General features: G+C 40.2%; 25 protein-coding genes. 23 read left to right on the top strand and 2 right to left on the bottom strand.

The features are described from left to right. Positions 1-15: 15 nt before the first annotated feature. The 9 genes from AC6CIB_RS13525 to phoU all read left to right on the top strand — a co-directional run bounded on the left by AC6CIB_RS13525 (position 16) and on the right by phoU (position 9,708). A complete protein-coding gene (locus tag AC6CIB_RS13525; RefSeq protein ID WP_498281470.1) occupies positions 16-495 on the top strand; it encodes a DUF456 domain-containing protein in 480 nt (159 codons plus the stop codon). Positions 496-668: 173 nt separating this feature from the next. After that, on the top strand, positions 669-1,277 hold the full coding sequence (locus tag AC6CIB_RS13520; RefSeq protein WP_498281468.1) for a superoxide dismutase: 609 nt from the start codon (positions 669-671) through the stop codon (positions 1,275-1,277). 105 nt (positions 1,278-1,382) lie between these two features. Further along, on the top strand, positions 1,383-2,597 hold the full coding sequence (locus AC6CIB_RS13515; RefSeq protein WP_498281466.1) for an MFS transporter: 1,215 nt from the start codon (positions 1,383-1,385) through the stop codon (positions 2,595-2,597). A gap of 177 nt (positions 2,598-2,774) precedes the next feature. After that, positions 2,775-4,904, top strand: a complete 2,130-nt coding sequence (locus AC6CIB_RS13510; protein ID WP_498282165.1) for a peptidoglycan D,D-transpeptidase FtsI family protein — start codon at positions 2,775-2,777, stop codon at positions 4,902-4,904. Between the two features lie 345 nt (positions 4,905-5,249). After that, entirely contained in the window at positions 5,250-6,185 is a 936-nt protein-coding gene (locus AC6CIB_RS13505; protein ID WP_498281464.1) for a PstS family phosphate ABC transporter substrate-binding protein, read from the top strand. A 131-nt stretch (positions 6,186-6,316) separates the two neighbouring features. Further along, on the top strand, positions 6,317-7,222 hold the full coding sequence (gene pstC, locus AC6CIB_RS13500; RefSeq protein WP_498282163.1) for a phosphate ABC transporter permease subunit PstC: 906 nt from the start codon (positions 6,317-6,319) through the stop codon (positions 7,220-7,222). A gap of 2 nt (positions 7,223-7,224) precedes the next feature. Further along, positions 7,225-8,103, top strand: a complete 879-nt coding sequence (gene pstA, locus AC6CIB_RS13495) for a phosphate ABC transporter permease PstA (protein WP_498281462.1) — start codon at positions 7,225-7,227, stop codon at positions 8,101-8,103. Positions 8,104-8,161: 58 nt separating this feature from the next. Beyond that, positions 8,162-8,962, top strand: a complete 801-nt coding sequence (gene pstB, locus AC6CIB_RS13490) for a phosphate ABC transporter ATP-binding protein PstB (protein WP_498282161.1) — start codon at positions 8,162-8,164, stop codon at positions 8,960-8,962. Positions 8,963-9,048: 86 nt separating this feature from the next. Then, on the top strand, positions 9,049-9,708 hold the full coding sequence (phoU, locus tag AC6CIB_RS13485; RefSeq protein WP_498281460.1) for a phosphate signaling complex protein PhoU: 660 nt from the start codon (positions 9,049-9,051) through the stop codon (positions 9,706-9,708). A gap of 109 nt (positions 9,709-9,817) precedes the next feature. On the opposite strand, the gene AC6CIB_RS13480 is transcribed toward phoU, so the two are convergent. Continuing rightward, the gene (locus AC6CIB_RS13480) at positions 9,818-10,165 is read right to left on the bottom strand and encodes a helix-turn-helix domain-containing protein (RefSeq protein ID WP_498281458.1); all 348 of its coding nucleotides are present in this window, start codon (positions 10,163-10,165) and stop codon (positions 9,818-9,820) included. A 352-nt stretch (positions 10,166-10,517) separates the two neighbouring features. Here AC6CIB_RS13480 and AC6CIB_RS13475 point away from each other — a divergent pair, with 352 nt between their 5' ends. The 9 genes from AC6CIB_RS13475 to AC6CIB_RS13435 all read left to right on the top strand — a co-directional run bounded on the left by AC6CIB_RS13475 (position 10,518) and on the right by AC6CIB_RS13435 (position 18,693). After that, complete coding sequence (locus AC6CIB_RS13475; RefSeq protein WP_498281456.1) at positions 10,518-11,225, top strand: DUF4912 domain-containing protein; 708 nt, start codon at positions 10,518-10,520, stop codon at positions 11,223-11,225. Continuing rightward, positions 11,222-13,537, top strand: coding sequence for a glycosyltransferase family 4 protein (locus tag AC6CIB_RS13470; RefSeq protein WP_498281454.1), 2,316 nt, complete (start codon positions 11,222-11,224; stop codon positions 13,535-13,537). Before AC6CIB_RS13475 ends, AC6CIB_RS13470 begins: the two co-directional genes overlap by 4 nt. After that, positions 13,534-14,541 (top strand): nucleotidyltransferase family protein, encoded by a 1,008-nt coding sequence (locus AC6CIB_RS13465; protein ID WP_498281452.1) that lies wholly within the window; start codon positions 13,534-13,536, stop codon positions 14,539-14,541. The genes AC6CIB_RS13470 and AC6CIB_RS13465 overlap by 4 nt, the downstream gene beginning before the upstream one ends. A gap of 6 nt (positions 14,542-14,547) precedes the next feature. Then, positions 14,548-15,129, top strand: coding sequence for a hypothetical protein (locus AC6CIB_RS13460; RefSeq protein ID WP_498281450.1), 582 nt, complete (start codon positions 14,548-14,550; stop codon positions 15,127-15,129). A 57-nt stretch (positions 15,130-15,186) separates the two neighbouring features. Then, on the top strand, positions 15,187-15,336 hold the full coding sequence (gene rpmG, locus AC6CIB_RS13455) for a 50S ribosomal protein L33 (RefSeq protein ID WP_064091498.1): 150 nt from the start codon (positions 15,187-15,189) through the stop codon (positions 15,334-15,336). Positions 15,337-15,441: 105 nt separating this feature from the next. After that, positions 15,442-16,005, top strand: a complete 564-nt coding sequence (locus tag AC6CIB_RS13450; protein ID WP_498281447.1) for a 5-formyltetrahydrofolate cyclo-ligase — start codon at positions 15,442-15,444, stop codon at positions 16,003-16,005. Continuing rightward, positions 15,998-16,780, top strand: a complete 783-nt coding sequence (locus AC6CIB_RS13445; RefSeq protein ID WP_498281445.1) for a DUF92 domain-containing protein — start codon at positions 15,998-16,000, stop codon at positions 16,778-16,780. Before AC6CIB_RS13450 ends, AC6CIB_RS13445 begins: the two co-directional genes overlap by 8 nt. Before the next feature lie 87 nt (positions 16,781-16,867). After that, positions 16,868-17,047, top strand: coding sequence for a protein YqgO (gene yqgO, locus AC6CIB_RS13440; RefSeq protein ID WP_149157856.1), 180 nt, complete (start codon positions 16,868-16,870; stop codon positions 17,045-17,047). A 122-nt stretch (positions 17,048-17,169) separates the two neighbouring features. Next, positions 17,170-18,693, top strand: a complete 1,524-nt coding sequence (locus tag AC6CIB_RS13435; protein WP_498281443.1) for a rhomboid family intramembrane serine protease — start codon at positions 17,170-17,172, stop codon at positions 18,691-18,693. Here the strand turns inward: AC6CIB_RS13435 and AC6CIB_RS13430 are convergent. Further along, positions 18,690-19,568 (bottom strand): hypothetical protein, encoded by an 879-nt coding sequence (locus tag AC6CIB_RS13430; protein ID WP_498281441.1) that lies wholly within the window; start codon positions 19,566-19,568, stop codon positions 18,690-18,692. The genes AC6CIB_RS13435 and AC6CIB_RS13430 overlap by 4 nt on opposite strands. Before the next feature lie 141 nt (positions 19,569-19,709). Between AC6CIB_RS13430 and AC6CIB_RS13425 the strand changes: the two genes are divergently transcribed. The 5 genes from AC6CIB_RS13425 (at position 19,710) to AC6CIB_RS13405 (ending at position 26,702) form a co-directional block, all read left to right on the top strand. After that, positions 19,710-21,170, top strand: coding sequence for a spore germination protein (locus AC6CIB_RS13425; protein WP_498281439.1), 1,461 nt, complete (start codon positions 19,710-19,712; stop codon positions 21,168-21,170). 830 nt (positions 21,171-22,000) lie between these two features. Further along, a complete protein-coding gene (locus tag AC6CIB_RS13420; RefSeq protein WP_498281437.1) occupies positions 22,001-22,207 on the top strand; it encodes a YqgQ family protein in 207 nt (68 codons plus the stop codon). A gap of 5 nt (positions 22,208-22,212) precedes the next feature. Then, on the top strand, positions 22,213-23,181 hold the full coding sequence (locus AC6CIB_RS13415; RefSeq protein ID WP_498281435.1) for an ROK family glucokinase: 969 nt from the start codon (positions 22,213-22,215) through the stop codon (positions 23,179-23,181). 357 nt (positions 23,182-23,538) lie between these two features. Next, positions 23,539-25,407, top strand: coding sequence for an LTA synthase family protein (locus AC6CIB_RS13410; RefSeq protein ID WP_498281433.1), 1,869 nt, complete (start codon positions 23,539-23,541; stop codon positions 25,405-25,407). A gap of 101 nt (positions 25,408-25,508) precedes the next feature. Further along, on the top strand, positions 25,509-26,702 hold the full coding sequence (locus AC6CIB_RS13405) for a M14 family metallopeptidase (RefSeq protein ID WP_498281431.1): 1,194 nt from the start codon (positions 25,509-25,511) through the stop codon (positions 26,700-26,702). Positions 26,703-26,742 lie beyond the last annotated feature (40 nt).

Below are 26,742 nucleotides of genomic sequence, written 5' to 3'. Positions count from 1 at the left end.
GGGAGGTGTTAAAAGATGGAAGTAATCTATTGGAGTATCATTATCGTACTGATGATATTGTCCTTTGTTGGATTGATTTACCCGATATTGCCCAGTGTCGTCTTTCTGATTGGAAGCTTTATTTTGTACGGAGTGTTTTTTAGCTTCGAACCCTTTAGCTGGTTATTCTGGACTGTGCAGGTTCTGTTTGTGATTCTTCTCTTCGGTGCTGATTACATGGCGAACCTCATTGGGGTAAAGAAATTTGGTGGTACAAAAGCAGGGATTTGGGGAAGTACAATCGGTTTGCTTGTCGGACCTTTCGTCATTCCTGTCATTGGAATCCTGATTGGCCCCTTTTTAGGTGCCATCATAGGTGAATGGGTAGTGCATAGATCCAATCTAAAGACCGCCGTAAAAGTAGGCGTAGGATCTGTCGTTGGATTCATTTCCAGTGTCGTGACAAAAGGAATCATCCAAATTGTCATGGCTGTATATTTTTTTCTTGTTATTTGAGGGGGAAATACATTCTTATGACTAGGGATGAAAATATAGGGGATTTTATTCTTGTAAGAAAAAGTGAAGATTAGAAGGCAAAATATTTGAACAGATATAGTAGTTTTGGTAATCTTATACTGAAACGGCCTGAATGCATTGTTCAGGAAACTATACATAGGGAGGAATTTATAATGGCTTACGAATTACCGCAATTACCTTATGCATATGATGCTTTAGAGCCTCATATTGACAAGGACACAATGAACATTCATCACACGAAACACCATAACGCATATGTTACGAAAGTAAATGATGCACTTCAAGGTCACGATGATTTACTAAGCAAATCCATTGAAGATCTTGTTTCTAACTTAGACGCTGTTCCTGAAGGTGCTCGTACTGCAGTACGCAACAATGGTGGCGGCCACGCTAATCACTCTCTATTCTGGACAGTATTATCTCCGAATGGTGGAGGCGCTCCATCTGGAGAGTTGGCAGAAGCTATTTCTTCCAAGTTTGGAAGCTTCGATTCATTTAAAGAAGAGTTCGCTAACGCTGCTGCTACCCGCTTTGGCTCAGGTTGGGCTTGGCTTGTGGTAAACAACGGTGAATTAGAAGTAACAAGCACACCAAACCAGGATAGCCCCCTAATGGAAGGGAAAACCCCAGTTTTAGGTCTTGACGTTTGGGAGCATGCTTACTACCTGAATTATCAAAACCGTCGCCCTGATTACATCGGAGCATTCTGGAACGTTGTAAACTGGGATGAAGTAGCGAAGCGTTATTCAGCTGCTAAATAATTTAAACGTAGGAGGAGAGAGGTTCTTTCAAGAACCTCTCTTTTTTTTGTATAACTTCCCTCCCTTTTTCACAAGATAGGGGTACGTTAAAGGGGAGTTTTTCAAATGAGTAGCTATAAAAAGTTATTAGGCGATATTGATTTAACGAGAGATCTTACTCTGCTACTATTAATTGGCGGATTATATTCATTAAGTATTGCGCTCTCAAACACATTTGTAAACATCTACTTGTGGAAGCAATCAGGTGAATTTATTGATTTAGGCATCTATAATTTAACCGTTGTCATCTTTCAGCCATTAACTTTTATATTAGCTGGAAGGTTGGCAAAGAAAGTAGACCGGGTGATTGTATTACGCTTCGGGGTTATTTTTTTGGCGCTTTTTTACATATCTGTATTGGCTTTCGGGGAGTCGGCCGAAAATTACCTGGTTGTGTTAGGAGCGTTGCTCGGAATCGGCTACGGCTTCTATTGGTTAGCGTTTAATGTACTGACCTTTGAAATTACGGAACCTGAAACGAGAGATTTCTTCAATGGTTTCCTCGGTACGTTATCGTCAGCTGGAGGAATGATCGGCCCGATCCTCGCAGGTTTTATTATTTCCAGATTTGCTTCGTATAAGGGCTATACCATTGTATTCGGTTTATCTCTCCTCCTATTTGCTATAGCCGTTCTTTTGAGCTTCTTTCTAAAAAGACGACCGGCATCCGGAAGATATCTATTCCTCAGAATTCTGGAAGAAAGGAAAAACAATGCTAATTGGCGCTTCATTACGAACGCCCACTTCTTCCAGGGATTGAGAGAAGGAACATTTATCTTCATTATTTCTGTGTTTGTGTTCATTAGTACAGGAAGTGAATTTGCCATTGGTACATTCGGACTCATAAACTCAGGGATCGCATTCGTTGGCTATTACATTGCATCGCGGGTGATTAAAAAAAAGTTTCGGAAAAAGGCCATTTTATTAGGTGGAATTCTTCTCTACCTGTCAATATTCTTGATCGTGTTTGATGTCACTTACACGAAGTTATTGCTCTATGCCGGGGTGATTGCCATTGCGTACCCCATACTCCTGGTACCCTATATTTCAATGACATATGATGTAATCGGAACGGGATGGAACGCCGCTGAAATGAGAATTGAGTATATTGTCGTGAGGGAGATTTTCTTGAATTTAGGAAGAATTGTGTCAGTCCTGGCGTTCATCATTGCCGTCACATTTTTCAACCAGGAAGAGAGTATCCCCATCCTCTTACTAATGCTTGGAGCGGGTCATACCCTCATTTATTTCTTTGTTCGAAAAGTGGACTTGCCCATATAGGATATTTAAGCAAAGAGAGGGAAAGATTTCCTCTCTTTGCTTATGTCTAGATTATCCTTGTATTTTTCTATAAAATAAGAAGGGATGGTCACGATATAAAGATATTTTTACATAGAGGAAGGGTTGGAAAGATTGAAAAGAAATAAGAGAAAAAGAAAGACGCATGTTCCCGTTCGGATGAATCTGCTGTTTTTTGCCGTGTTCTTATTATTTTCTCTTCTGGTTCTTAGACTGGGACTCGTTCAAATAGTGAACGGAGAAAGCTACAAGAAGGAAGTAGAAAGAACAGAGGATGTTGTCGTCAATACAGGTGTGCCACGAGGGAAAATGTATGACCGTTATGGTAATGTGATCGTCGATAATGTTCCGTTAAATGCGATTACGTATACACGTGCAAACAACACCAAGATCGAAGAGATGATGGAGGTTGCTTCCAAGCTTTCTGAGTACATTGAAAAAGATACAAAAGAAGTGACAGAAAGAGACAAGAAAGATTATTGGTTATTAAATAATAAAGAACAAGCAGACAAAAAGGTGTCAGAAGAGGAAATAAAAAAGCTTCAAAACAATGAAGATTACTCTGAAGACGACGTGAACGCGAAAGTGTATCAAATGAGACTAGATCGGATCACAAAAGACGAATTAGCGTCACTGACTGAAAAAGATTTAGAAATCATTGCGATTTACCGTGAGTTCTCCAGCGGCTATGCATTAAATCCGCAAATTGTGAAAAACGAAGGGGTCACCCCGGAAGAATTCGCTGTCGTCAGTGAACATCTCAGTGAACTTCCCGGCATCAATACGACAACAGACTGGAAGCGATCCTACGTATTTGATGATACGTTGAGGACGATTCTCGGGAACGTTTCTTCTTCAAGAGAAGGTTTACCGAAGAACCTGGTAGATTCCTATTTAGCAAAAGACTACAACCGGAATGATCGTGTAGGGAAGAGTTATGTTGAATTAGAATATGAAGATGTTTTGCAAGGTCAAAAGGAACAAATCAAAAACGTCACAAAAGGCGGTAGTGTATTGGAATCTGTACTCGTTCAAGAAGGTCAACGGGGAAAAGATATTGTTCTGACAATCGATATGGAGCTTCAACGTGAGGTTGAAAAGATTATAGAAGAAGAATTACGAAAACAGATAGTGAATCGCGGTGAGTCTCCTAACCTGGATCGAGCTTACGTGGTCATGATTGACCCTAATACAGGGGAAATATTAGCTATGGCCGGAAAACAATATGTAAAGAACCCTGAAACAGGCAAGTACGAGATGAGGGATGCTGCGTTAGGAACCTTTACGTCTTCTTATGAAGTTGGATCGGTGGTTAAGGGTGCCACTGTTTTAACAGGTTACATGACAGGGAACTTGACTCCTGGTGAAGTGCTTGTAGATGAACCAATTAAAATTGGTAAAGATCGACCAAAAACTTCATGGTTTAATCGATCGGGAAGAATTCCGATGTCCGACTTGTTCGCCCTTGAGAAATCTTCGAACTCCTATATGTGGAAAATTGCATTTAGAATTGCCGGAAGAGAATATATTCCGAACGAAACCATGATTAATAATCCACAGGCATTTGACGTTTTACGAAATCATTATGCCCAATTTGGATTAGGTGTGCCAACAGGAATCGATTTACCTGGTGAGTCTTCCGGGCTGACAGGTACCGACACCACTCCAGGTTTCTTACTTGATTTAGCGATTGGGCAGTTCGATACGTATACAACGATGCAATTAGCTCAGTATATCTCAACGATTGCTAATGATGGTTATCGGGTGGAGCCACATATTATGAAAGAAATAAGAGAGCCAACAAACGACCAGGAAAGCTTGGGACCGATTCTGTTTGAAAAAGAGACGAATGTGCTGAATCGCATTGGAGCTACACAAGCCCAGGTCGAGCACGTCCAACAAGGTTTCTATCGTGTGTACCACTATCCTGATGGAACGGCGTATGATCAATTTAAGGATGCACCGTATAATGCGGCAGGTAAATCGGGTACCGCTGAGACGTATGTAGATGGAGAGCTGAACTACAACACGACTCTAATCGGGTACGCCCCATTTGATAACCCTGAAGTGGCGTATGCCACAATGGTTCCTGCTTCTCATATTCAAGCAAGCGGAGTGGCCGATCCTTACGTGAATAAATACATTTCCAAACGAGTGATGGATAAGTACTTTGAACTGAAGAAGAAACGTGCAGAAGAAGTGAAGGACCCGACTTCAGTTAATAAGAAAGTAGAAAACGCTGAAGAGGCAGAAGAACAAATGCAAGAGGAAAGAGAACAAAATAACTGAGCAGACTTTAGCTGATTTCCACGAAATAACTTTCTGGAAATCAGCTTTTTTATGTTGTTTAAGTCTTTTTACTCAAATACAATGAACATTCTTATAATATATACGAAAATATCAAATCGATTATTTAATCATTTTTGTGGGAACTACATAATTTACAAATCATTGTCTAATACTATGTTTAATAAGGGTTTGATAAGGTTTTCTAGGTTCGGGGAAGGGTCTGAAGATGAAGAATAATGTCGAATTTACAAAACCTTTACAAACGGTTAAAACCTCATTAACACTCATCTATTAATCTATTACTCGTAGGACAAAACAACCAAGTTTCTTAGGGGGAATTTAGGAATGAAAAGCTTTAAGTATCTGGCAATGTCAGCAATGATCGGATCAGCTCTTGTATTAGGAGCATGTGGTGCTCAAGGTGGAGCAGAGAATGGTTCAGGAGAACAACTATCCGGCAGCGTAAAAATGGATGGTTCATCGACTGTAGCTCCAATCATGGAAGCTGTTAACGAAGAATATGCAGCTACACAACCTGATGTAAAAGTATCTATCGGTGTTTCCGGTTCTGGTGGTGGATTTGAAAAGTTCATCGCAGGTGAAACTGATCTTTCAAACGCTTCCCGTCCAATCAAAGACGAAGAAAAGCAAAAGCTGGAAGAAGCTGATATTGATTTCACTGAATTCGAAGTTGCTAAAGATGGTCTTACAATCGTAGTTAACAAAGAAAACGACTGGGCAGAAGACATGACAGTCGAAGATCTTCAAAAGCTTTGGATCGAAGATGGAAAGACAAAAAAATGGTCTGATATCAACCCGGAATGGCCGGATGAAGAAGTGAAATTCTATTCTCCTGGTACTGACTCAGGAACTTATGATTATTTCAACGAAGTAATTTTAGAAGAAAAAGATATGGTTAAACAAAACATTCAGCTTTCTGAAGATGATAACGTTCTTGTACAAGGTGTAACGGGTGATAAAAACGCGATCGGATTCTTCGGTTATGCTTATTACCTTGCAAATAAAGAAGAACTTAAAGCGGTAAAAATCGGCGGAGTAGAGCCGAATAACGAAACAATCGAGAGTGGGGAATACACTCCACTATCACGTCCATTGTTCGTATATGCTAAAAACGCTTCTGTTAAAGATAATGAAGCTGTATATGATTTCATGAAATTCACTCTTGATAACTCTGCTGAAATGGCAGAAGCAGTAGGTTATGTAAGTCTTCCTGAAGATAAAATCAAAGAAGCTACTGAAAAATTAGAAGGTCTTAAATAAGTTTTAATCGTTGTTAAGTCAAAATGAAGAGGTGAGAAGCGATTACTTGCTTCTCATCTTGTCATGTGGATGAAAGGGGTTTGCATTATATGGCTACAAATTCAAAAGGATCATCATACTCTGTTGCTGAGATGATTTCACAAAAAAGTGGTAAAGGCTTGAATCGTTCTATTGAAAAGTCTATTCCATGGATCTTGTTTGCAATAGCCGGGGTTTCAGTATTAACAACCATAGGTATCGTATTTACTCTTATATTTGAAACATTTACATTCTTTTCAAGAGTATCCGTATTTGATTTCATAACAGGAACAGAATGGTTTCCTTTTTCTAATCAGAATCCAAGTTACGGAATCATTCCTTTAATCTCAGGAACATTGAAGATTACCGGAATAGCTGTAGTGGTAGCAGTACCGATAGGACTTGCTTCCGCCATTTATTTGAGTGAGTATGCAACAGATCGTTCAAGAAGATTCATCAAACCGATATTAGAGGTATTAGCCGGGATTCCAACGATCGTATTTGGGTTCTTTGCTCTAACATTTGTTACTCCTATATTGAAGTCATTTATACCTGCATTAAGTATATTTAATGCATTAAGTCCTGGAATTGTAGTTGGTATCATGATTATTCCCATGATTGCTTCTCTATCTGAAGACGCGATGTCGTCTGTTCCGAATTCCATACGTGAAGGTGCACAGGCATTAGGGGCAACGAAATTAGAAGTTGCACTTAAGGTTGTTTTACCCGCTGCTGTATCAGGCATTGTTGCATCGATTGTTCTTGCCATCTCCCGTGCAATTGGAGAGACCATGATTGTAACGGTTGCTGCAGGAGCTTCTCCAAACCTCTCTTGGAATGTTACTGATTCCATCCAAACGATGACAGCGTACATCGTTCAGGTAAGTACAGGAGATGCAGGGTATGGAACGACGATTTACTATAGTATTTATGCAGTAGGTTTCACATTATTCTTATTCACGCTTGGTATGAACCTGCTTGCCCAATACATCTCTAAGCGATTCAGAGAGGAGTATTAATCATGAAGTATATCAATCATGAAAATGTCTTAAAAAAGATGTCTTCCAGACTAATGGTGAATAGCGTCTTTAAAGGGCTTTTCTTCCTAGCGACTTTATTTGGCTTAGTCGTGTTATGTGTATTATTATATCGGGTATTCACTCAAGGAATTGGATACTTGGATCTGCAATTTTTACAAAATGTGGGATCAAGGTTCCCTGAAAAAGCAGGGATTTATGCCGCCTTTATGGGAACGATTTGGCTGATGTTCGTTGTTGTTATTGTTTCGTTCATATTAGCAGTAGGGACGGCCATTTATTTAGAAGAATATGCTATACAAAACAAAATCAATAAATTTATCAAAGTAAATATTTCAAATCTTGCAGGTGTTCCTTCCGTTGTATTTGGTCTTTTAGGTTTAACGATCTTTGCCCGGGCCTTTGCCCTTGGTCAAAGTGTACTGGCAGCCGGTTTGACGATGAGTTTGCTAATTCTGCCTGTTATTATTGTTGCAGCACAAGAAGCGATTCGTTCTGTACCAAGAGAGTTAAGGGACGCATCGTATGGTATGGGTGCTACAAAGTGGCAGACAATTACTAGAGTCGTATTACCAGCCGCAATACCCGGGATATTGACAGGAAGCATTTTAGCGTTTTCCCGTGCAATCGGAGAAACAGCGCCCCTCGTCGTTATCGGTGTACCAACGATATTACTGTTTACTCCAGGTTCCATCTTGGATACATTTACAGCACTTCCAATGCAAATTTACGATTGGACAAAACGACCACAAGCAGATTTCCATGATGTGGCAGCTGCAGGTATTATAATCCTGTTAGGCTTACTGTTACTCATGAACTCGATCGCAGTGCTGATTCGTAATAAGTTTCAAAAAAGATATTAATATCGTTTATTTATTGGTTTTTAATGGATGAAGGAGGCTTTCAAATATGGAAACAACAATGGTCAACAACAATAATAAAGGTATGATCAATAGTTCAGTGAGAAAAGAGCCTGTTTATCAGACAAAGCAGCTTAACTTATGGTACGGTACAAATCATGCGTTGAAAAATATTGATTTAGATATTATGGAAAATGAAGTGACGGCCATCATCGGTCCATCCGGTTGTGGGAAATCCACTTATATTAAAACATTAAATCGTATGATCGAGCTGATTCCAAGCGTAAAAACATCAGGTGATATCTTTTATCGTGAGCGTAATATTTTTGATCGGAATTATCGTGTTGAGGAATTAAGAACGAAGGTAGGGATGGTTTTCCAAAAACCTAATCCGTTCCCTAAGTCGATTTATGACAACATTGCATACGGTCCTCGTATCCACGGAATTAAAAACAAAAAAATGCTGGATGAAATTGTTGAAAAAAGCTTACGCGGTGCAGCGATTTGGGATGAAGTGAAAGATCGTCTGAATCAAAATGCATATGGACTATCTGGTGGACAGCAGCAGCGTATCTGTATAGCAAGATGTCTTGCTATTGAGCCGGATGTCATTCTGATGGATGAACCTACGTCTGCTCTTGATCCGATTTCTACATTAAAGATTGAAGAACTGGTTCAAGAATTAAAAACAGAATATAGTATTATTATTGTTACTCATAATATGCAACAGGCTGCACGTATTTCTGACCGCACAGCCTTCTTCCTAAACGGGGAAGTAGTTGAATTTGACAAAACAGATAAAATCTTCTCTACTCCATCTGATAAGCGTACAGAAGACTATATCTCTGGTCGTTTCGGTTAATTCACATTCTAAGAAGGATAACTATCACCAGATGTTTAATTCATACTATTGAAAGCTTAAGTGTTGAAAGAGGAAGGGGTATAATCATGGCAGTAAGAGGACAATTTGATGCAAATTTAAAAGAATTGCAAACCAAACTAATGGATTTGGGTAATATTGCAAAGGTTGCACTTGAAAGAAGTATTGTGGCGTTAGAAGAGAAGGATGTTGATACGGCGCTTGCTATTATCGAAGGCGACCAAAAAGCCGATGATCTGGAAGAGGAAATCAATGATTTAGCCATTCTGACTATAGCTAAGCAACAACCAGTGGCAACTGATTTAAGAAGAATCATCGTTGCTATCAAAATTGCTTCAGATTTGGAAAGAATAGCAGATTTTGCTGTGAACGTAGCGAAATCAACGATCCGCATTGGTAATGAACCTTTGATTAAACCGATTCATCATATTAAGGAAATGCATGCCATAACATCTGAAATGATTCAGCTTACATTAGAGTCATTTGTCGAAGAAGATGTGGCGAAAGCAAAGAGAATCGCTGATATGGATGATAAGGTGGATGACTTATATGGTGAAACGATTGTAGAGCTTCTGACTCTTAATAAAGAAAAGCCTGAATTCACGGCTCAGATTACTCAGCTCTCTTTCGTTTGCCGTTACCTTGAAAGAGCTGCGGATCATTCAACAAACATTGCAGAAGGTGTATTCTATCTTGTGAAAGGTCGTCGTTACGACTTGAATGAATAGACACTACCAGAAAAAGCTGTCCCGCACAAGGACAGCTTTTTTCTATGGAATCTATTGAGTATCATTTTGGTCAATAAATTTAATAAAATGTAATTCATACACCCTCTTTTTATAGCTTCGAAATAAGTAGCTGAACTTCTGTTTTAGAAAGTGCGGATTGTTTTGCGATTTGTTCGATAGGTATTCCTTGTTGATATAACGCAATGACTTGATTTTTTACAACCTCATGAATGGGTTTTCTCACAGGAGCTGTTCTTTTTAAAGGCGCATCGCCATCCACCATCAACTCTTCTTCCAGTACCCGTATTCTTTTCTTTAACTGATAATGCTCCTGGAGAACATTCATTGACAATTCTTCCATGTCTTTTTCAATATCACGATACCGATCCCGTTGGAAAAACGAAATGACTAGTAATAGGATAGAGAAACTTACTAATCCAATGAATAGTAAATCCACTATATCACCTCATGCAGTATTATTCTCCTTTAGTTATAGCATAGATAAAGGCTTATCTCTATAAGATGAAAGGATAAATTTGTGGAAAGAACCAATATTTTGTCGAATGTCATTAGGCAATTGTGAAAGAATCTTGTCGTTCTAAAAATGTAATCGCTTTAATATCATTTCAGCATGATAATTTGTAAAAAAAATGCATGATAAACCCCATTATCACCACGTTTAACAAGATACGACAAAATGCGTTTATTGTAGCTTTTTGAATAGGGTGTTACGATGAATTTATAGATAATTGTCATAATTTTTAGATTGAAATTATATAATATTAGGTTACTCTTTAGGAGGAATTGTTTTGATCACAGAAATCATACGGTTAAAAGAACAAGGAGTGTCATTCAGGAAAATTGCCAAAGAGCTGAATACTACCGTTGGGAAAGTTCAATATCAATGGGTGAAGTATCAGAAGGCTCAGGGAAACTCTACTGTAAATGAGGGTGCCTCTGTAGAAGTGATTGAGCCGAAAATACCGAAAAAGCGGGTAGGAAGAGCTTCCTTTGGAAGAAAGATGCCCAAGCCCCGTGCGAAAAACCCGCGTGCCAATGAATTATCGATCATGTTCTCTACGTCATCCAGAATCTATTGCTATTGGAACATTACTCAAGAATGGATTCGCCATGTGAAAAGCCACTTTAAAATGAATACAGACCCTCAACCTTTTGTCCTTCGTTTATATGATATTACATCGATTTCCTTTAACGGACATAATCATCACTCATACTCAGATTCATATGTTCCTCATACGGAGAGTGATTGGTTTGTAAATGGTCTAAAGGAAAACCGAAGCTACTGTATGGAAATTGGATTGCGCTTACCGTCCGGTGACTTTGTTTCATTCACCCGCTCCAATGTACTCCACACCCCAAGAACGTCCCATCATCAGGAGTATCATAGTATGAAAGAGTTATTTGAATATGAGCAAGGATTAATTAAGGAACCGAAATGGGTGGAGCATGTGAGCACCTATTCGTATTATGTAATGAATCAGGAGGAAAAGGCATGAAAGGACTTTCGGAAGTGATGATATATCCACAATTTAACGAACTGGCTTTTTCACAATGTAATGAACGGGAAGATCTACTTACTTCTATCCTTATCGAAAATAGTGCATTGTTAGATCTTCTGCAGCGGAACGGAGCATCCTCTATACCTGTTGTGATTAACCCTACCCTCTTTTCACTTTTTATGAGTGAAGAGTTTAAGGAGAAAGCTCATTCAATCATTCAAGCCAACCTTCTACAAGCTGAGCCGCATGAAAAGAGTAAATGGCAGCTGATTTATTCCCAATGGTCAACCCATGACATGAATTTCGTACAAGCCTATAAGACTCTGGTGGTTGAAGGCAAAGCCACCGTGATCCCTACGACGGTAAGCTCATTTCCACTAACTCACTACAGGACTCCGAGAGCGATTGAGTCTCAGGTGCGTATGAGTACGTTGTTGTATAAGCGGTATTTCCAAATGGTTCCAAAGGTTTTTTGGTTACCACAGGCAGCGTATGTGCCGGGAATTGACTTATACCTCACTAAGCAAGGAATCGAATACACATTTATCTCCTCCTACTCCTATGAACATAGTGAAAAAGAAAGTGACAGCGGTGTAATCAGAACACCTAGGGGCTTAAAGTTAATACCGGTTTCAGAGGGCAGAATCGGAGCATTGGAAGAGAACGGTCATTCCCTCTCGATTGTTTTCATAGAGAATAGAGAAAACTACGCTGAATTAAAAGCCAGAGAGTTCACACACTCATTAGAGGAGAAGATGGAATCTTCTACTGCTCTTTCCAGAGTGGGTTTTGGATTTCTTGGAATGGAGAAGCAAACCCCGATTCTATCTGATCCGGCCATGAAGAATATTCGAATCATTCATCGTATGGAAGAGAAACTCGACGAACTGTATACATCTGCAGAACCGACAGAGATGACACATCAACTGCTAAGGGAATGGGTAGCCAGCCTTGAAGGTTCGAATATTCAAAATGGCTTGACGTCTGTTCACTTTGACAGCTTACTTGATTTGGTACTGGAAGGGCAGAACGATGAACATTTATTCCTTCATCGTAAAAGGGTCGTTCCATTTCCATCTGATGAAATCCTTGAAGGGCTTTTCGCAGGCAATTTAGAAGAAAAAGCAGTGAAACAGGATTCCGTTCTGATCCTCTCATGGGAATACCCGCCGAATATCGTGGGTGGACTCTCGAGGCATGTGTATGATCTGGCTAATAATCTTGTGAAAAAAGGGAAACAGGTGCATGTTCTTACAACGAAAGCAAATGATGCCCTGTCACTTGAGAAAATGGAAGGGGTTACGATTCACCGTGTGCACCCATTACATCCATACGAAGAAGATTTCTTCAAATGGGTATTTGATTTAAATCAAGCGTTCATTCATTACGCTCATGAACTGATAAGAGATGATAGAATCACTCATATTCATGCCCATGATTGGATTGTGTCCACTTCAGCGATGAAACTGAAAGAGTATTATTCGATTCCTCTCATAACGACCATTCATGCTACGGAACATGGACGCAATCAGGGGATTTATACCGATTTACAACACAAGATTCACCGGGAAGAGCAGCTTCTCATTAGTGCATCTGACCATCTTATTGTGTGCAGTGAGCATATGAAAGAGGAAATCAAGAGCTTATTTACTATCGAAGCACCAGTCGCTGTGATACCAAATGGCGTGGAATTAGAGAAGCTCGATCAATCTTCTCCTTATAGCTTTGAACAGCCATCCACTCCGTATTTCTTTTCAATCGGACGGATGGTTCATGAGAAAGGGTTCGACACGATTATCAGGGTAGCCTCACAGTTAAAGAGAGAAGGATTTAACATCTCTTTTATCATAGCAGGAAAAGGTCCGATGCTAGAGCATTATCGTCAAATGGTAGCCCATGAAGACCTGAGTGATTGTGTGTCCTTCATCGGATACATTTCTGATAGGGAGCGGAATGACTATTTGAAAAATTGTTTAGCCGTGATTTTTCCAAGCCTTTATGAGCCATTCGGCATTGTTGCACTGGAGGCGATGGCTTTCCGTAAAGGGGTTGTCGCATCCAATACAGGAGGACTTAAATCAATCGTGAAACATGAACAAACCGGCTTATTATTTGAGCCCAATCATGAACAAAGCCTTTATGGACAATTGGTCTCATTAATTGAAAATCCTTCAAAATCGGAGCAATTAGGGAATCTCGGTTTCAAAATGGCTCAATCCATGTTTAGTTGGGATCGAATTGCTGAACAAACCATCCACGTATACGATGATGTGCTTCTTCAATCAAAAGTGGAAGGCATAAAAAGATGAAGGCCGTGATATTGGCAGGTGGAGAAGGCAAGCGGTTAAGACCCTATACAATGTCGATTGCAAAGCCGATGGTTCCGATTTTGAATAAGCCAATTCTGGAATACAGCATCAACCTCCTAAGGTCATATGGAATTAACGATATTCTCATCACCACTTGTTACAAAAGCGAAACGATTAAAGACTATTTTGGTGATGGGAAACATTTCAATGTAAACATTACCTATCTGGAGGAAAAATCCCCCCTTGGTACAGCGGGAGGGATCTTTCTCGCCAGGCACAGACTTCGTGAACCTTTCCTGGTGTTAAGTGGAGATGCATTCACAAATATTCCAATTGATAAAGTCATAGAATTCCATTATGAGAAAAAAGCGGTTATGACCGTTGTTTCAAAAGAAGTAGAGAATCCAAAAGAATATGGGATTTGTCATACAGACGAAAATCGTAAATTGGTTGATTTTATTGAAAAGCCGAAAGAGTGGGTAGGAAATGAAGTGAACACCGGGGTATATATGTTAGATCCACGACTGCTTGATCGCTATGCTCACTTAGGAGCGAGGGATTTCGGTCAGGATTTCATTCCTCAGCTGCTTACGAACAATGAGGAAGTCTATGTGTTTAAAACAAGTGCTTATTGGAGAGATATCGGAAACCCAGAAGAATATAAATGCGCACGTGATGACCTCATGAGGGGGCAATATTCTCCTCCCTCCTTAAAAAAAGGCTTCCACCACTCTAAAGACTTTATAGAGCCTTTTATCACCAGACTTCAAGTAGCGTGTCCAAATGGTAAGAAACCCATCGTCCTTGCTAAATTACTGGAAACCGTTCCGTCTTCCTCCAGTCAGAAAGAAATCGTTTTTGATCATAGAGATGGTGGCCGAACGAAAATCATCAGTGATCCAAAAAAAGGATTCATCATTTATTCCAAAGCTGACAGACGAAATCTGGCAAGGGAGCTTGCCAGGTATTATGGAAAGAAAATAAAAATCTGGCAAAAGGTGTAGAGGCTAATGAAGGAGAATCCGAATGAAAAGTTCCATATCCAAGGAATAGCCTGGAACAAGAATAATGAATATGTACCCCTTTACTCAGAGAAACTAACCTCTCTTACCGGCATAAGTGTAAAAATTCACGAACATATTGAAGGGTGGGGAGAATCCTTTGCCTTTGAAATGGAAAATACCACAAAAGTAAGCAGGCATCTTAAGGTTTTCTTTCTCATTGAATGGCTCGCTTGTAAAGAAGATGGAGTTGGGGTCTTATCACTATCCAAGGATACGTTCTGGAATTACAGTGGTAAACTTGTTGCCATCACGAACATTGTTTCCTGCGCGGGATCTGTTAAGAAATCAATCTATCCCCTTAATTTGAAAGGCTTACAACTATGGAAAAAATCCCTGAGTAACGGAAGCCTTTACTACTATCCGATCACCAATGGCCTTAATATGATGGTCTATATGTTAGACTTCTCATTCAAGCCTTTTGAAGTGAAACAAGGCAAAGTGTATGCCATTGAAGGTGCTTTGGAAGAGGAGGTTTCAAATATAAGCGATAGAATAAAAAACGGACTAGCATTTCCGAAAGAAAAGTGATATTATAGAAAAGTCGTATGAATAGTAGAAGATGTATATGTTTGGAGGGAAACAATAATGCGTGTAAACATTACTTTAGCTTGCACAGAAACTGGTGAGCGTAACTATATTACAACTAAGAACAAGCGTAACAACCCAGACCGTCTTGAGCTAAAAAAATATTGCCCGAAATTAAAGCGTGTGACTCTTCACCGCGAAACGAAATAAGCAGCCGGATTTTATCCGCTGCTTTTTTTTATGCTCATAACTGTTATATCATCGCATTTACATAGAGAATCCATTAAAATAGTATAGTAAGTATGGAGGGATATTATGTCTAAAAAAGAACTACGGAATCTTCAGCTTCAATCTTTAAAATTAATCGATCATATAGCATTTCAACAAAAGTGTTTTAGAATAGAACAATCACTCTTTGAATCTCCTGAGTGGAAGAAGAGCAACACTGTTGCGGTGACCATTTCAAAGCCTCCGGAAATCAATACGTGGAATATCATCAAACGGGGCTGGGAGGAAGGGAAAACGGTAGTAGTCCCGAAATGTTTTCCAAAAAACCGTGAATTGGTCTTCTATGAGCTTCATGATTTCCATCAGCTCGAACAATCCTATTTTGATTTGTATGAACCAGACCCATACAAGTCGACCGTTGTACATAATGACGCTATTGAATTGATGATCGTTCCAGGTTTGGCTTATACAGAAAAGGGCTATCGGCTGGGGTTTGGTGGGGGATACTATGACAGGTTACTCTCAAGCTATTCGGGTCTGACGATGTCCCTTGCCTTTGTGGAGCAAATGGTCGCTACATTGCCAATCGAATCTTTCGACATACCCGTTGGAACGATCTTGACGGAAAAGGGACGAATCGATTGTGATTAATGAGTATTTCTATCTTCTCCTTTTTATTTTCACTATCGCCATAGTAGGATGGAAAACCAGTAATTTAAGTCTCTCAGGCGCTGTAATGGCCATAATGATAGGCCTGGCTATTGGCTGCTCATATGGGTTTGAGGGACTGTTTATATTAGGCGTGTTCTTCCTGTCATCAAGTATATGGTCTCGCCTTTTTAAGAAAAGCAAGATAGGAATCGAGGAGCGCTTAGCGAAAACGTCCATCAGGGACTGGCAGCAAGTGTTGGCGAACGGAGGTCCTGCAGCCCTCTTTGCCATAATATTCAGTGTGACGGGAAACGAAGTTTGGACACTAGCCTTCATTGCGTCAATCGCAGGGGCAAACGCTGATACATGGGCATCAGAAATCGGTCCTCTCAGTCATAAAATGCCGTTTTCCATCAGAACGTTTAGGAGAGTTCCCAAAGGCACGTCGGGTGCTGTTTCCATCATCGGTACGGCAGGGGCTTTCTTTGGATCTGCCTTTATCTCACTGGCCTCATTGATTATGTTGAATGTCATGGATGTATCTCTCTTCTTACTCCTTCTCCTTTCCGGGTTTTTAGGAAACATCCTGGATACAGTGCTGGGCGCGTTCATTCAGTTGGAGTACCGGTGTCCGGTCTGCGATCTTCGAACAGAGTCATCCGTTCATTGTGGACATCACACAGAAAGAACGAAAGGGCTTCCTCTCATGAATAATGAGACAGTAAATGCTCTGTCGAGTCTTTTTGCAGGTATACTTATGCTCATACTCTATTGACGGTAACGAAAGAATGTATCGTCTCCTTGTAATTTAGTGGGATAAGCTTCTCTATAATGATCCAAACTACTAGCAGGAGGGATCATCATGAACGGATGGACAAAATGGTTAGTGCTGGGCGGTTTGATTCTTTTTCTGATTCCAAATCGTTATCGACTGTTAAATGTACTTCTGGGGAACTTTCTCATTAGGAAATTTGCTGTGAAAGCAGCGATGGGGATACCTGGTATTCGCTCTAAATTTATTCAAGGTGCATTCAGAGGATAACAGTGAAAAAGACTGTAAGGGGGAAAACCTCTCTTACAGTCTTTTTATTTTACAGGTTAAGAAAAGGTTCGGTATAGTAGGGGAAGAATAGGATTTCTTAAAAAAAGAAAGTAGTGGATGATGTGGATTTACGTTATCATTATTTGTTTTGGAAGATAGCTTACCATTTGGTGGAAGATAAACACTATCGAATTCTTAATCTCTCACCCAATCAGGATGAAATATGGCTTGAGAATACCGGGAAGAAAGAAGCAACCATCATTCGAATGGTCCGGAAAGATCTGGATTGGGGAAACTGGGTCAAGCGGGATATGGAATTGACCTCGGTGAATGGGGAGAAAATCAGAAAATCCCTTGGGAAAAGGCAACTTCAAGTGAAGAATATCTATGTCTCCACTTATCCACCTGTAGATGCAGATCCGGATTTATTCCAGGAATCCCTGAACAATCAAAAGACGTCCGTTCAGCCACTTCTTCTTCATGGTGATCAGAGTGTCGAAACGCTTAGGAATGACCCTTTTTTCAATGAAGGGGAATGGGAGCTTCCCCGGGAAGTACTGGATGCCAATGTAGAGTGGATAAAAAACATGACCATGACTTCTTCTTCCAAACAGATACAAAAGGAAAGGCAGCTGTTTGAAAAAGGAAAGCCGTTCTTTACTTATTTCTTCATTGCACTCCAATTGATCATGTTCTTAATTCTTGAACTAAATGGTGGAAGCAAGGATCCACAAACACTGATTGAGTTCGGTGCTAAGTACAATCCCCTCATGATTGAAGGAGAGTGGTGGCGACTTGTAACCCCGATCTTTCTGCATATAGGAATATTGCATTTACTTATGAACACACTGGCCCTATTTTATCTCGGGATGGCAGTGGAGAAAATGTTTGGACGACTCAGATTCATCTTTATTTATATGATATCGGGAATCACGGGGTCTCTAGCCAGCTTCCTTTTTACATCCAATCTTTCTGCAGGAGCCAGTGGCGCAATCTTCGGCTGTTTCGGTGCACTGCTTTATTTCGGTGTATTATATCCGAAAATTTTCTTTAGAACGATCGGTACCAATATTATTGCGGTGATCTTGTTAAATTTAGCCTTAGGGTTTACCATCCCGGGAATTGATAATGCAGGTCATATCGGTGGATTAGTGGGAGGTTTTCTCGTAGCAGGAATTGTCAGCTTGCCGAATGCTCACCGCCCACTGCGTCAATTGCTATTTCTGGTGGGAAGTATCCTGCTTATTGGAGTTCTTGTGTCGAGGGGGATTGGTACAGATCCAACCTCTTGGGATGTTGACACAGTGAATGGCGTGGCTCAAGAAAAGATTTCAAATCAACAGTGGGAGGAAGCGGAAAATATTCTTGTCCCTGTGGTTGAAGAAGGTTCACCAAATGCTCAGACATATTTCTACCTATCATACGCTGAAATCAAGATGAACAAATTAGCACAAGCGAAAGATCATTTGAGAGCTGCGATCCAAGAAAATGTTGAATTTCATGAAGCTCACTACAATCTTGCGTTAATTCTGATCGACTCTGGCGACAGAAAGGAAGCTCTTGTTCATGCCAAAAAAGCCTATGAATTAAATAGGCAGGATGAAAATTATGAAAAGCTTTATAAAGAATTACAGGAGAACACTTAAATGGAAATCTGTTGTTTAAGTAAAGACGCTTCTCCGTTCTTATCAATCAGCAACACGAGAACTTCCTTTCGATCATTTTTCACTAATATAAGTGGGATGGCACTGTCTATTGACTCAATGACAGAGCCGTCCTCTTTTTTTATTCCTAAATAATAGTTTTTATAAAGTCCTTCCCATAGGTTTCCGATTACACGTTCCCATTCTTGCTCGGCGAATCCTTCCAAAGGTTGATTTTCTAATTTAGGAAGTTGGGTTAATGGAAAGGATGTATAGTTTTCCATAGGGATTTGCATGGATGCGGTTGCCTTTTCCCAGAGATAGTCAAGCTGTTGAGAGGTCACTTTGTCCAGTATGTTCTTCCATTCTTTTTCTGCATCTGTACCGGGTTGTCGGAAGGCATTTAAAGGGCTGAAGTTCGAATCAATCACATACAATGTATCTTCAGACATTTTCTGAGCACTTGTAAAATCTGTTTCCGTTTCATGAATTTCAGAATAGTGGAATGACACAGCTTGAAGAAGACTACTTTCTTTTCCCTTTATGGTTGATTCTTCAACAATTTGATCGGTGTCCTGTTCCCATTCGTTCATGAGTCCTTTTAGTCTCCCGTTCATAAATAAAAAGCCGACATCCTGACGTAAATAGGCAGGTGTATCAAGCTTTGAAGATACCTTCCAGTTTACCTCATAATGATCATTTTTCTTCTCGGGTTGAAGCATTAGAATTGTAGTGGCAGATTCATAGGAAACATGTTCATTTATCGGGAAAAAAATAATGCTTTCTTCTGTTTGGGGCTTGTAAACAAATTGAATCCCAAGAGCAACAATGCACATGATGACAAGAAAGGGCATGGCTTCTTTTAGTCTTTGTTTCATTTCGTTCACTCCAGTAGTATGTCCATTTAGTAAATAGTATGAAGCGCAAGATATCAATATGATAGGATGTATGTTTTCTAGCTGCTTTGTCTAGGATGGTAAAGATGGAAATTCATGTAAAGGTATTGGGAGTGAAGGCTATTGACAAATCAAAAGAAAAAGCCTGTCTCTACTCAGATTGAAGAAAACACCAATTATCTAAGGGATACCTTAGCAGTAGACAAAAGCTTTGATGTCATTCAATTGGATCTGGAGTATGCTGAGAGAAAAATGGCGATGTTTTTAGTGGATGGCTTTGTTAAAGATGATATTATGCATTATCTAATGAAGCTCTTGTCGGGACTTAGTCCTGAACAATTAGAAGAAGATACGTTAGAGAAATTATTGAAGACGTACATTCCTTACATAGAGATCGAGCAAGTGGATGATCTGAACCAAGTGATTGACTTAGTATTGGCAGGTCCCACAGCCCTTGTGGTGGATGGTATTGACAAGGTCATTATGATTGATGCAAGAACGTATCCAGTCAGAGGACCTCAGGAACCAGATATCGAACGGGTGGTGAGAGGTTCAAGGGACGGGTATGTCGAGACGATTGTGTTTAATACTGCTTTGACAAGAAGAAGAGTTCGTGATCCTTCTCTTCGAATGGAATATATGCAAATTGGGAGAAGATCAAAAACCGATATAGTCGTCAGCTATATAGAAGATATTGCCGATCCAAATTTAGTCCATAAAATCAAAGATTCCCTATCGAAAATCGACACAGATGGTCTTCCCATGGGAGAGAAGACACTGGAAGAGTTTATTGCCGGGCGACACTGGAATCCATATCCTATGGTCCGGTATACGGAAAGGCCGGATACAGCTGCTGCACATTTATATGAAGGACACGTCATTATTATGGTGGACGGCTCACCGAGTGTCTTGATTACACCGACAACTTTTTGGCATCACCTTCAGCATGCAGAAGAATATAGGAATAAGCCTTCAGTTGGAGCCTACTTGCGCTTTGTCAGGTTTATCGCTGTTTGGAGTTCGATTTTCTTACTGCCGTTTTACTATTTATTTGCCATTCATCCTGAACTATTGCCGGAAGCAATGAGTTATGTGGGGCCAAATGATGTAGGGGAAGTCCCATTATTCCTTCAATTTTTAATCATTGAAGTCGGGATTGATATTCTAAGGATGGCTGCCATTCATACCCCTTCTTCGTTAGCTACGGCCCTTGGTCTCGTTGCTGCGTTAATGATTGGACAAGTGGCGGTGGAAGTTGGTCTCTTTATCAACGAAGTCATTCTTTACCTCGCCATTGCAGCAATCGGTACCTTTGCAACGCCAAGCTATGAGATGAGCTTAGCCAACCGGTTAGTCAGGATTTTCTTATTGATTTGCACTGCATTGTTTGGAGTGTACGGATTTGTTGTGGGTATACTGCTATGGATTATTATGCTTTCAAGAATGAATTCCTTTGATATTCCGTATATGTGGCCATTTATTCCGTTTAATTTGAGAGCATTCCGGGACGTATTCCTGCGTTCGCCTATGCCGTTAAAAAACAGACGACCGCGTTTCCTACACCCGAAAGATCCCGATCGTTAATATCAAGTTAAAGAGATTTTCTTATTGGATATTCCATTAAGGAGGTCTCTTTATTTTTAGATAAGCTACTTTCGTAAATTTTGTTGCTAATTGGTTTCCGCTACAGGGGCTCGCTTTCCGCGGGGCGGGCGGAGAGCCTTCTTGTAGTTCTGTTCCTGCTGGGTCTCGCCCATAGGTTTTGTACAACTTCCAAAAAACATAAATTTATGTTTTAAATAAGTGATTTGTGTACAAAATGTTGAGCGTTCCTTTCCGCTCCAGGCACAAGATTCCCCGGGGAGGAAGTCGAGCCTCCTCGACGTTCCGTCTGTGGGGTCTCGACCTTTCCTCTATTTCCCGCAGGAGTCAAGTGCCTTCCGCTCCAATCCACTCTGTGCTACATTCTTACTGCCTATAAGTATAGATAGATTCCAAATGAATTAAACGATCCTTCGATTTGTCAATGTAAGAAGCCCCAAGGTTCTAAAAAGTCGTAAAAAAATCTTTAGAAAGGCTGTTTTCGTTTAGCTTGAGGTTTTTGTCACAATTAAATTCTCTCACGAACTTTCTTATAGATGGTGAGGGGAACTGCGTAGACTCCGGCGGAAGTACGGGCGTGGCGAGACCCTGTTCGGCTCAGCTGAGGAGGCTCGGCCGAACCTAGCTGCAAGCGGAGCGGTTCCCCTCACCATCTAGCACACCCTAGTTGATAAGGTCATTGCTGATTTTATGTTACAAAACAACAACCTCTATGAAAAGAGCCTAGTTAGTATACTTGATAGCTGCGTATTGAGAAGATAGGAATTTTCACTTATACTTTAATGTGAATGATAGAAAGCAGGGTGTATGATATGAAAACGATTTATGATATCCAACAGTTATTAAAAAGTTATGGAACCATTATCTATGTTGGGCATCGTCTTTCTGACCTGCAACTAATGGAAGGCGAACTAATAGAACTTTATCAATCTCAGCTGATCGACACGCGGGATTTTCAAGCAGCTTTGTTTTTGTTGCGACATGAAATAGAAATTGAAAAAGAAAAACAGGACAGGTGATAAAGATGACAGAAAAATGGTTGGTCGGTGTAGATTTAGGAGGAACAACGACAAAAATCGCGTTCTTGAATAAGTACGGTGAGCTCTTACATAAATGGGAAATCCCTACTGATAAATCAGAGAATGGCAAAAATATTATTGTAGATATAGCTAAAGCGATTGATAAGAAGCTTGAAGACTTAGATCAATCAAAAGATAAACTAGTCGGAATCGGAATGGGTGCGCCGGGACCTGTCGATATGGCGAAAGGGATTATTTACGAAGCCGTTAATTTAGGCTGGGACAAGAATACGCCATTAAAAGATTTACTTGAAATGGAATCAGGTTTATCAGCTGTTATTGATAATGATGCAAACTGCGCGGCACTGGGTGAAATGTGGAAAGGTGCAGGAGACGGAGCCAAGGATATCGTCTGTGTGACACTTGGAACAGGTGTTGGTGGGGGAGTCATAACCAATGGAGATATCGTGCACGGGGTGAAAGGTGCAGGTGGTGAAATCGGGCATATTACCGTTGTTCCTGAAGGTGGGTTCCAGTGTAACTGTGGGAAGACAGGTTGTTTGGAAACGGTTGCTTCTGCGACTGGAGTCGTTCGTCTCGCACATGAAAAACTGGATGCGACAACGAAAACGTCTGTTCTACGAGGGATAAGAGAGTCCCATGGAACAGTCAGTGCAAAGGATATTTTTGATGCAGCCAGAGAACATGATGAACTTGCTCTTGAAGTCATTGATCAATTAGCCTTCTATTTAGGGTTGTCCCTCGCAAATTTAGGAAATGCCCTGAATCCTGAAAAGATCGTCATTGGTGGAGGAGTGTCCAAAGCGGGTGAGATCTTATTAACCCCGGTCGTGAAATATTTCAAGCAATTTTCATTTCCTACAGTCCGTACTTCAACAAACTTGAGCATCGCTACACTTGGAAATGACGCCGGTGTGATCGGTGCAGCCTGGTTAGTAAAGAATAAAATCTGATAAAAATAAGTTGCATAATTATTGGGGAAAGAGCTTTCCTGTAAAGGAGGGTTCTTTTTTCTATGATTCTACTAAAGGTCGCAACTAGTCTTTATGACCCAGGGACGTAGGAACTGTTTTGAAAAAATATAGTTATTTTGAAACTTTCAACGGTTTCAATCGTCTAATAGTATGGGTAAGAGAATAAGACTTAAATAATCATTGTACATGATCGATGTGAAATGGAGTTTGACGTTTTGTAAAAAAAGTATTAAGATAGGTCAAGGTTGACGCCTGGTATTACCTAATTTTACCAATGAAATATTACATGAATTTGTTACATACGAATGAACCGTTTGTAGCAAGGAGGTTGATTAAATGAAATCGAAAAAGACACCAAAGGCTTCTCTTATTATCATCGCTGCATTGCTCCTTTGGGTTAAAACGTACATTGTCTATAAAACTAGTTTTGATATAAAGATAGAGAATACACTCCAAGAACTTATACTCTTCATCAACCCACTAAGTTTCTTACTTTTTATCTTCGGAGTAGGATTACTTCTTAAGAAGGATAAGTCTCGCACCCGCTATATTATCGCTGCCAGCTTCGTCCTTTCGTTTATTCTATACGGAAACGTTGTTTTCTATCGATTCTTTGATGACTTTTTGACACTCCCCGTCCTGTTTCAAACAAGCAATTTCTCTGATTTAGGTACGAGTGCCAGCGCAATTATGAGCTGGAAGGATTTATTCTATTTTACAGATGTCATTGTGTTAATTCTTATCATCAAGTTAAAGCCAACATGGTTCTCTCTGCAAAACTACAGCAGAGCCAATCGACGTGCGTATTTCCTGGTTGCCACGGCCCTTGTTTTCTTTAACCTAGGCTTGGCGGAATCGGAACGACCACAACTGCTGACAAGAACGTTCGATCGTGAAATGTTAGTAAAGAATATTGGAACGTATAATTACCATGTGTATGATATTTTCTTACAATCAAAGTCTTCCGCTCAACGAGCAATGGCAGACGGCAGTGAACTAGCGGATATTGATAATTATGTTCGCGCAAGTTATATCGAACCTGATAAAGAAATGTTTGGTGTGGCAAAGGACAAGAACTTGATCATCGTATCACTTGAATCACTACAGAATTTTGTCATTAATAGCGAAATGAATGGTCAGGAAATTACCCCTTTCCTGAATGACTTTATTGGTGAAAGCTATTACTTCAATAATTTTTACCATCAAACTCAGCAAGGGAAAACGTCTGACTCAGAGTTTTTACTCGATAATTCCCTTTACCCATTGAACCGGGGAGCAGTATTTTTCACTCATTCAGGAAATGAGTTTGAATCCATGACGGAAAAGCTTGGTGAAAATGGATACTATACAACCGCTATGCATGCAAACAACAAAAGCTTCTGGAATCGTGACATTATGTATGATTCCTTAGGATACGAACGCTTCTACTCTTTACCGGATTATGAGGTAACGGAAGAGAATTCTGTTAACTGGGGTATGAAGGATATCCCATTCTTTGAGCAATCTGTTGAGCATATGAAAGAGATGCCTCAACCGTTCAGTACGAAGATGATTACATTAACGAACCATTATCCATTCACATTAGATGAAGAAGATAAGCTTATCGACCCTTACACATCCAAAGATGGTACGGTCAATCGTTATTTCCAAACTGTTCGTTACATGGATGAAGCTGTAAAGAACTTCATTACAGACTTAAAGGAATCAGGTTTATATGAAAACTCTGTTATCGTGATGTACGGAGATCACTATGGTATTTCTGAAAACCATAATAAGGCCATGAGTCAATATTTAGGTAAAGAAGTAACGCCATTTGTAAGCACACAGCTTCAACAGGTTCCAATGATCATTCACGTTCCTGGACAGGAAGGGAAGACCATTTCTAAAGTTTCAGGGCAAATTGACTTAAAACCAACGATTATGCATCTTTTAGGAATCGACACGAAGGAAGATATCCAGTTTGGTTCTGATATATTCTCCAGTCAGCATGAAGATCTGGCCATTCTGCGTGATGGTCGATTCATCACTGAGGACTATGTTTTTGCAGGTGAAAAGTGCTGGAATAAAGAATCCGAAGAAACAACGGATATGAAATACTGTGAGCCATACAAAGAGCGTGTAAATGAGGAGCTGGAATACTCCGATAAGATCATTAATGGAGACCTCCTTCGCTTTTATGGTGAAAACGAAGACCATGATGAATAAGTAAGACAGAGCTTGCGAAGAGATTCGCAAGCTTTTTTTGTCATGAATTATAGAACCATTCATACATGTAAGTAAGGACGTATGAATAGGGAGGTTCCTTCATGAAAGTGAAAGTTCGTAGTGGCGATTCTTTTTGGTACTATAGCCAGCTGTTTTATATTCCAATCCAATTAATCATTGATTCGAACCCTTCTGTTGATCCGAATGGATTGAAGATTGGTACAGAGATAGAACTCCCTGGATTCAGAAAAGAAAACCATACAATTAAACGAGGAGATTCCTTTTGGACGCTTGCCGAGCAGCGGAATATTGGAGTAGACGCCTTACTCCTATTGAACGAAGGAGTTAATCCTAACCGTTTACAAATAGGGTCAAGCATTTTTCTGCCATCAAGAGTGGTATATCCGATAGTCAATGGGAAACAAGCCTATAGCTCTAAAACATTCGAAGAAGATGTGAAAAAATTAAAAGAGGTCTATCCGTTCATCAAATTAAACTCGGTCGGCGAAAGTGTCCTTGGAAAAGATCTCATTGAAATGAGAGTTGGAATAGGAAAGAAAAAGGTTCACATAGATGCATCTTTTCATGCAAATGAATGGATAACCACTTCCGTATTAATGACGTTCATTAATGACTATTTATTATCGTTAACGAATGGAAATCTTATGAGAGGAATTCAAACCCTCCCATTATATGAAGTAGTGACAATATCGTTTGTACCTATGGTTAATCCAGATGGAGTAGATCTCGTTTTGAATGGTCCTCCGAAAGACAAACGAAAAGAATTAATCGAAATCAATCGGGGAAGTTCCGACTTTACAGGCTGGAAAGCAAATATAAGAGGAGTAGACCTGAATAACCAATTCCCTGCCAAGTGGGAGGTAGAAAAAGAAAGAAAGGAAGAAAAAGCACCAGCTCCGAGAGATTTCCCAGGATATAAGCCTCTTTCAGAACCTGAAACAGTCGCTATGGCAAAACTGGCCCGACAGGAAAAGTTTGACCGGCTGCTTGCCCTCCACACTCAAGGGAAGGAATTTTACTGGGGCTATGAGAGCTTAGAGCCGCCCGAAGCTTCAAAGCTGGCAGAAGATTTTAACATAGTAAGCGGGTATGAATCCGTAAGGTATGTGGATAGCTACGCGGGTTACAAGGATTGGTTCATTAAAGACTTCAAGAAAGCGGGGTTTACCATAGAGTTAGGAAAAGGAATAAATCCGCTGCCCCTCTCTCAATTCAACGAAATCTACCAAGATATGCTCGGAATCTTCCTCGTGTCCATCTATCGTTGGTACTAACAGAAGCGAAGCCGCCGCTGGATGAAATAAAAGCGGAGGC

This window comes from Rossellomorea sp. GQ25 (assembly GCF_059758515.1).
The sequence above is the reverse complement of the archived record's forward strand: the minus strand, read 5'-3'. Positions and strand labels throughout refer to the sequence as shown.